9 protein-coding genes are annotated in these 5,589 nt (G+C 70.1%); 7 read left to right on the plus strand and 2 right to left on the minus strand.

Features of this window, described 5'->3' with window-relative positions:
- The first annotated feature begins 273 nt into the window (after window positions 1–273).
- The 7 genes from CKO31_RS25180 to CKO31_RS25210 all read left to right on the plus strand — a co-directional run bounded on the left by CKO31_RS25180 (window position 274) and on the right by CKO31_RS25210 (window position 4,577).
- Window positions 274–1,152, plus strand: a complete 879-nt coding sequence (locus tag CKO31_RS25180) for a MotA/TolQ/ExbB proton channel family protein (RefSeq protein ID WP_200243401.1) — start codon at window positions 274–276, stop codon at window positions 1,150–1,152.
- Complete coding sequence (locus CKO31_RS25185; protein ID WP_200243404.1) at window positions 1,142–1,543, plus strand: biopolymer transporter ExbD; 402 nt, start codon at window positions 1,142–1,144, stop codon at window positions 1,541–1,543. The genes CKO31_RS25180 and CKO31_RS25185 overlap by 11 nt, the downstream gene beginning before the upstream one ends.
- The gene (locus tag CKO31_RS25190) at window positions 1,540–1,971 is read left to right on the plus strand and encodes an ExbD/TolR family protein (RefSeq protein ID WP_200243406.1); all 432 of its coding nucleotides are present in this window, start codon (window positions 1,540–1,542) and stop codon (window positions 1,969–1,971) included. Before CKO31_RS25185 ends, CKO31_RS25190 begins: the two co-directional genes overlap by 4 nt.
- Complete coding sequence (locus tag CKO31_RS25195) at window positions 1,971–2,936, plus strand: energy transducer TonB (protein WP_200243407.1); 966 nt, start codon at window positions 1,971–1,973, stop codon at window positions 2,934–2,936. The genes CKO31_RS25190 and CKO31_RS25195 overlap by 1 nt, the downstream gene beginning before the upstream one ends.
- 384 nt (window positions 2,937–3,320) lie before the next feature.
- The gene (locus tag CKO31_RS25200) at window positions 3,321–3,497 is read left to right on the plus strand and encodes a hypothetical protein (protein ID WP_200243409.1); all 177 of its coding nucleotides are present in this window, start codon (window positions 3,321–3,323) and stop codon (window positions 3,495–3,497) included.
- Window positions 3,487–4,356 (plus strand): aldehyde dehydrogenase family protein, encoded by an 870-nt coding sequence (locus CKO31_RS25205; RefSeq protein ID WP_200243410.1) that lies wholly within the window; start codon window positions 3,487–3,489, stop codon window positions 4,354–4,356. The genes CKO31_RS25200 and CKO31_RS25205 overlap by 11 nt, the downstream gene beginning before the upstream one ends.
- Before the next feature lie 74 nt (window positions 4,357–4,430).
- A complete protein-coding gene (locus tag CKO31_RS25210) occupies window positions 4,431–4,577 on the plus strand; it encodes a hypothetical protein (RefSeq protein ID WP_200243411.1) in 147 nt (48 codons plus the stop codon).
- 133 nt (window positions 4,578–4,710) lie between these two features.
- On the opposite strand, the gene CKO31_RS25215 is transcribed toward CKO31_RS25210, so the two are convergent.
- Window positions 4,711–4,938, minus strand: a complete 228-nt coding sequence (locus CKO31_RS25215; protein ID WP_200243412.1) for a hypothetical protein — start codon at window positions 4,936–4,938, stop codon at window positions 4,711–4,713.
- 2 nt (window positions 4,939–4,940) lie between these two features.
- On the minus strand, window positions 4,941–5,303 hold the full coding sequence (locus CKO31_RS25220) for an LbtU family siderophore porin (protein ID WP_200243419.1): 363 nt from the start codon (window positions 5,301–5,303) through the stop codon (window positions 4,941–4,943).
- Window positions 5,304–5,589 lie beyond the last annotated feature (286 nt).

Genomic DNA, 5,589 nt, shown 5'->3' on the forward strand with positions numbered 1-5,589 from the left:
CCGCGTCGCCCATCGCGTAACGCTGGTTGTTGCCGCCCTTGCGCGCGTCCGGCAGCTCGTCCAGCGCTCGGCGGATCCTCGTCACCACCGTTGCCGCCGTGAACCGCTGCGTAGTGGGCTCGGGCTTGGACTCCGGCTTGGGCTCGGGCTTGGGCCTCAGGACCATCGGACTCTCCAGTAACTTGTGAAGAGTCCTTCATAACATCATGCTTTTAAATTTGGAACTGCTGGGCTGCCGGTGGACTTCTTCAAGTAACCGACGGGGCTGCCATCATGACCGATGCCAACGCCACCACAGCACCCGCGCTCCTCGCGCCGGCGGATGCCGCGCAACCGCTGCAGGTGCAGCCGACCGCCGACGCCTCCCTGGCCTTTAACGACCGGGTCGCGGCGCTCTGGTCCCCTGCCAACGCCTGGCCGGGCGCCGACCTCTTGAGCACCGTCCAGGGCCGTTTGCAGGACCTCCTCGCGGCCGGCGGCCCGGTGGTCGTGGTGCTTGGCCTGCTCTCCGTCGTCGCGCTCGCCATCGTGCTGCTCAAGCTTTGGCAGTTCCATCGTTTACAGCTGGATCGCCTTGGCCCGGTGCAGACAGCCCTCCAGTACTGGCGCGCCGGCGCGGACCACGCCGCCGCCGATGCGGTGGCGGACAGCGGGCAGCCCGTGGCCCATCTGGTTGCGATCGCCATGTCGGGGCTGCAGCGCCCGGGGGTGGAAGCGCCACTGCTGCGCGAGGAGCTGGCCCGCGTCGCCTCGGTGCAGCTGGAGCGGCTGCGCAGTCACCTGCGCGCGCTGGAGATCATCGGCACCCTGAGCCCGCTGCTCGGGCTGCTGGGCACGGTGCTCGGCATGATCGACGCGTTCCAGCAGCTCCAGGCCGCGGGCAGTCAGGTGGACCCGGCCATCTTGTCCGGCGGCATCTGGCAGGCGCTGCTGACCACCGCCGTCGGTCTCACCGTGGCGATCCCCGTGGTGCTCGCACACGCCTGGCTGGAGCGCCGCGTCGAGCGCTGCGGCCACCAAATGGAAGACGCCGTCACCCAGGTGTTCACCCGCGGGCTCGAAGCAGCCGAGACCCCCGAGCCTGCGGTGCATGCCGGCGTGGCGCAGCCGGTCCCCGTCCCCGGCATAGCCGAGGCGGGCTATGCGACTTGATCTGCCGGCGCCGCGCGCCGGCCGCGGCATTGGTCTCACGCCGCTGATCGACGTGGTGTTCATCCTGTTGCTGTTCTTCCTGCTGGCATCGCATTTCCACCAGTGGCGGGCCTTCCAGCTGGACACGGCGCCGGTGAGCCGCACCGACGGCGAGACGCCTGCGGACCAGACGCCGGCGCTGCTGCTTCGCGTCCATGCCGACGGCGCCCTGGACATCAATGGCGAGGCGGTTGCCCCCGCGCGACTGGCCGAGGTCATCGCCGAGTATCGCGGGCGGCGTCCGGCGATCGCCGTGGTGGTGGCGCCGGCGGCGGATGTGCCACTGCAGGCGCTGGTCGAGGTCATGGACGCGGTGGTCGCCGCCGGCATCGACACGCTGAGGCTGCAATGAAGCTCGTCCCCCGCCGCGCGCCGCACCGGCGCGACGACCACCTGATTCCGCTGATCAATGTGATCTTCCTCATGTTGATCTTCTTCATGGTCGTCGGTCAGATCCGGCCCGCCGAGGCGTTGCGGGTGGAGCCGCCCAAGACGCAGCAGCCGACCGCGGCCGGCGCCGGCGAGCGGGTGCTGGTGCTGGTGCTGGCGCCGGACGGACGCCTGGCGAGTGACGGGCGCATCCTCTCGCGGGATGCATTGCGGGCGCACCTCGGCCAACGCCGGGCGCCGACCGGCGCCAGCGAGGCTGCACCGGCGCCGCTCACCCTGAAGGCGGATGCCGCCGTCTCCGCTGCCCTGCTGCGCGAGACGCTGGACCTGCTGGCCGACGCCGGCATCACGCAGGTGGAGCTGCTGAGCGTTGCGGCGGACCGGCACTGATGGAGATCCGGGCACGGCACTGGGTGGCCGCGGTGTCCGCGGCGGCCATGGCCCATCTGGCGCTGGTGGCGGTGGGCATGCGCGACGCGCCGCAGCCGCCGCCGCAGCCCGTTACCATCAAGCTCAGCGCCGCCGGCAGCGCCGCGGGTGCGGGCGGCGGCGCAGCGCAGGCGCTCGCGCCGGGCGCCACGCCCGCGGCGCCGCTGGGTGGCGCAGAGCCGCTCGCCGCGGTCCCTGCACGCCCGGTGTCGGCCGTAGCTGCCAGCGAAGAGCTGACGGCGAAAGCGGTGGAGCCGGCGCGCCCGGCGGTGACCCAGCCGAAACCGAAAGCCAGGACCCAGCCCCAGCGTCAGCCCCAGCGCAAACCCGAGCCCAAGGCGCAGCCTCGACCCAAGCCGAAGGTCGAGCCACAAGCCAGGCCCAAACCCGCGCCGAAGCCCGCGCCAAAGGCCGAGCCGACGCCGCAGCCACGGCCCAGCGCGGCCAAGACCGGGACACAGCGGCAGCGCAGCCGGCCCCAAACCCGCCCCGATCAGGCAGGCACAAGAGGCGGCGACCGCGGTGCGGACAGGTCGTCGGAGCGCGGCAGCAGTGCAGGCGCCGGCAAAGCCGGCCAAGGCAGTGGCCGCGGCGGCAGCGGGGGCGGCGCGGGCCGGGGCTCAGGCGGCGGCACTGCCGACAAGGCCAACTACTACGGCAAGCTGGCGGCCTGGCTCAACCGGCACAAAGGCTACCCGAGCACCGCGCGGCGGATGCGCCAGCAGGGCACGGTGCGGGTCTCCTTCACCATTGATCGCAACGGTCGGGTGCTGTCCCACCGCATCGTCGCAAGCTCCGGGCACACCGCGCTGGATCGCGAGGTCAGCGCCATGCTCCGACGCGCCTCCCCCTTCCCGCGCATCCCGAGCGGCTTCGGCCAGTCCCGGCTCAGCGTGACCGTCCCCATCCGCTTTGCCCTGCGTTGAGCGCCGTTGGCCGGGCCCGCAGGCGCGGGCCAGGTGGATCATCCCCCTGCTGACCCCAGGGGCCACCGCCACTGCCGAGCAAAAAGCCATGCACCTGACGAGCCCCGTCCCGGTCCTGCGCGCCCGCCCTTGACAATGCTAACGCGTCTCATTATTATATAGAGAACAGCTCCGCCAGCGTGCGATCGCCTTCCAAACAAGGCGCCGCCAAGCCAGCCGACTGTCGCATCATGCTCTGTTGTGGAGGCGACCCTGATGGCTTGGCGTCACCGATCCGCCCGCTGCGCGCTCCCCTATCCTGTCCTGACGCCCGCCGCGCGTGCATCGGCCGCGCCGGCGGCTTTGCTCCCGCTTTGCGGCACCGTTTTTCGCGGCGCCCGGATCATGGGGGTCACCGACGGCTCGCTCACCGCGGACGGCGTGCAGTCCCCATTGTTCCGCGGTCCGCCGCTGCCCGACCCCCTGATACTCGTCTTGATCGGTCTCGCCGGCATGGGCGCCGGTTTGGGCGCCGGCATGCGCCTGTTGGGCACAGAAGGTGGTGCACCCGATGGCCGCTGAGCCCGCCGGCGTGCGCCGTAGTCTCGACGAGCTGTTGGCACAGACACAGCTGAGCCACTCGGAAACAGGTGAGCCGCCGCGCCAAGGCTCCGTGCGGGCGACAGCGCCTGACCACAGCGCCGTCCAGCGCGAGCCGATCCTGCAAGAGCGGTTCATGTTCGAGCACTACATCGGCGGGCGCTGGTGCCGGCCGGCGGCGGATCGTTACCTGATCCAGCGCGCTGCGGCCGATCACCGGCCTGGCGGCAGCGTGGCGCGCGCCGATGGCGAGGACGTTGCCGCTGCCTGCACGGCAGCCCGGCAGGCGGCGGGTGACTGGTCACGCCGTGGACGGGCGGTGCGTCGTGCCGAGCTCGGGCAAGTGCCGGCGCGCATCGCCGCGCAATCCCTCCCGCTGGCCCTGGCCCAGCAGTGGGACCAGGACTGGGACCAAAAATGGGACCACCACGGGGACCAAGCAGCCTCAGTGCCGGGGCTCGATCTGCAATGCGCCGAGCGCCAAGCGGCGCGCCTGCGGGACATCGTCCGCTCGCTGCCCTCACCGCCGCAGGGGCGGCAGCGATCACCGCATCTGCCGCAAGCGCCGGCGGTGGCCAAATTGGCCTATGCCGCCGACCTGGCGCCGGCGGAACTGTTCCGGACCCTGCTGCCGCTGCTCTACGACGGGCGCACGGCGCTCGTCCTGCTGCTCTACCGCGACCCGGGGCATCTGCCTGTGCGATTGCTGCAGCTGCTCGGCATCGTCGCCGACGCCATGCCACCTGGCGTGCTGAATGTGCTCACCGGGCTGGGCCTGGAGGCCGGCGTCGCGCTGATCCGCCAGCGCTGCGATGCCAGCGACCCGGCAGGACGCCTCTGAGCTTCCACCGACAGCCCGTCTGCGGGTGCGGCCGTCCTCCTTGCCATCCACTCCATCCTGAGGAGTATTTGCGAATGCAACAGTCTCGACTCGCCGGCTGCCTGTCCGCCGGCCTGCTCTATGCCTTCTCCGGCGTCGCCCAAGCGACCTGCGATTTCGACATCGAGGTCGACGACAGCATGGCCTGCTGGCTGCCGACTGGCTCACAACCCCACCGGTAAGGGGAAGCCTCGGGCCGCACTGGGACCAGGCCTCCTGCCTCGCCTGCCATCTGGAAGGTCTGCCGCGGGCGGCTGCCTCGCGCAGGCGACCGCCGCCGGTGGCGCGGCTGCTGCACCCGCAGGATGTGGCCCGCTACGGCGCGCAGGTCAATTGCGACTGGATCGCCATGAGCGGGCGGCGCTGCTCCGGTTTTTGCAATCGCTTTGACGTTGCCTCGCCCCCGCGCAGCAGTTGGAGATCGAGCGGCTGCGCCACACTATCGCCGAGACCAAGATCGCCTGCCGGGAGAACATGCGCGGCTTTCTCTCGCCCGCGCAGCTCGCGCATATCCTGACGTCCCGCCTCAAAGCGCTTGTCCATGTCTATCTGTATGGCCTCGAAGCGCTGATCTTATAGCTCAGGCTGTCGGAGTCGCCGAGGTTGTTGATCCAGCCGGCGCTGGCGGCGACCGCGACATCGTCCTGCTCCCAAGCGTAGCTCAGGCTCGCACCCCAGCTGCCGATGCGGTTGTCGCCGTTCAGCTTGTGATCGCCGTTGAAGCCGTAGACGCTGCCGCCGACGCCGGCGTACTCGAAGCCGAGCAGCGCCGCGGTCTCGCGGGTCTCGCCGATCTCCAGCGTCAGGGGATCTGACACCAGGTTCGTGTCATAGACGCCGAAGGGCACATAGATCTGACCGCCGGTGAAGAACACCGGCGCCACGTCCGGGTCGTAGATCTTCAGCATCACTCGTTTCTACACCCACAAACATCCATTTCTCGAGGCGTGCACGGCGACCGCTAGGCTTCCCCAGCCCTGCGCAACACGAGCCCGCGGGTCCGCGCGCTCAGACGAAACCCCTGTCGCTGGAGTTCATCCATTAGCGGCGCCACAGATGACACCAACCGGGTGCGAACAGTACTGATGTTGTTTGCTAGGATTGAGCGGTAAATTGCTGAAACAAGGAGCCGACGATGCCGAGACGAACCGAAGACGAAGCGCTGCTTGAGCGACTGGAGCGGCATCCGCAACT

The organism is Thiohalocapsa halophila, from assembly GCF_016583825.1.
Classification (GTDB): Bacteria; Pseudomonadota; Gammaproteobacteria; order Chromatiales; family Chromatiaceae; genus Thiohalocapsa; species Thiohalocapsa halophila.

What these genes read in the sequence shown, in the direction of transcription:
- CKO31_RS25185 (WP_200243404.1), top strand. Translation starts at nt 1,142, where the DNA reads ATGCGACTTGATCTGCCGGCGCCGCGCGCCGGCCGCGGCATTGGTCTC.
- CKO31_RS25210 (WP_200243411.1), top strand. Translation starts at nt 4,431, where the DNA reads ATGCAACAGTCTCGACTCGCCGGCTGCCTGTCCGCCGGCCTGCTCTAT.
- CKO31_RS25190 (WP_200243406.1), top strand. Translation starts at nt 1,540, where the DNA reads ATGAAGCTCGTCCCCCGCCGCGCGCCGCACCGGCGCGACGACCACCTG.
- CKO31_RS25180 (WP_200243401.1), top strand. Translation starts at nt 274, where the DNA reads ATGACCGATGCCAACGCCACCACAGCACCCGCGCTCCTCGCGCCGGCG.
- CKO31_RS25195 (WP_200243407.1), top strand. Translation starts at nt 1,971, where the DNA reads ATGGAGATCCGGGCACGGCACTGGGTGGCCGCGGTGTCCGCGGCGGCC.
- CKO31_RS25205 (WP_200243410.1), top strand. Translation starts at nt 3,487, where the DNA reads ATGGCCGCTGAGCCCGCCGGCGTGCGCCGTAGTCTCGACGAGCTGTTG.
- CKO31_RS25200 (WP_200243409.1), top strand. Translation starts at nt 3,321, where the DNA reads ATGGGGGTCACCGACGGCTCGCTCACCGCGGACGGCGTGCAGTCCCCA.
- CKO31_RS25215 (WP_200243412.1), bottom strand. Translation starts at nt 4,938, where the DNA reads ATGGACAAGCGCTTTGAGGCGGGACGTCAGGATATGCGCGAGCTGCGC.
- CKO31_RS25220 (WP_200243419.1), bottom strand. Translation starts at nt 5,303, where the DNA reads ATGCTGAAGATCTACGACCCGGACGTGGCGCCGGTGTTCTTCACCGGC.